We start from the raw sequence: 351 nt of genomic DNA, 5'->3' as shown, positions 1-351 counted from the left end.
AAATTGTTCCAAATTAATTAAAAAAAGATGATGAAAAATTATTACCTACTTGCAGTTGCCTGCTTATCATTTACATTTGCTCAGGCACAAAACAACCTAAAACAAAGTATTGAAAACGGTAAAGAAATTTACAATGATTTTTGCATAACATGCCACATGGCTAAAGGTGAAGGCGTTAAAGATACATATCCGCCACTGGCAAAATCTGATTATTTAATGAATAACAGAAAAGCCGGCATAAGAGCCATTAAATTTGGCATTTCGGGTGAAATTATTGTAAACGGAAAAACATACAACAACACCATGGCCACTATAGGCTTAAGTGATGATGAAATTGCCGATGTTATGAAT

The 351-nt window shown here is 33.3% G+C and carries 1 protein-coding gene; it reads left to right on the top strand.

Going from position 1 to position 351, the window contains the following annotated elements; all coding sequences use genetic code 11:
• Positions 1–30: 30 nt before the first annotated feature.
• Positions 31–351: c-type cytochrome (locus tag FUA24_RS00315; RefSeq protein WP_148539586.1), on the top strand; the 321-nt coding region annotated here is incomplete at its 3' end.

Source organism: Seonamhaeicola marinus, assembly GCF_008085455.1.
This window is presented reverse-complemented; position numbering and strand designations above follow the sequence as displayed.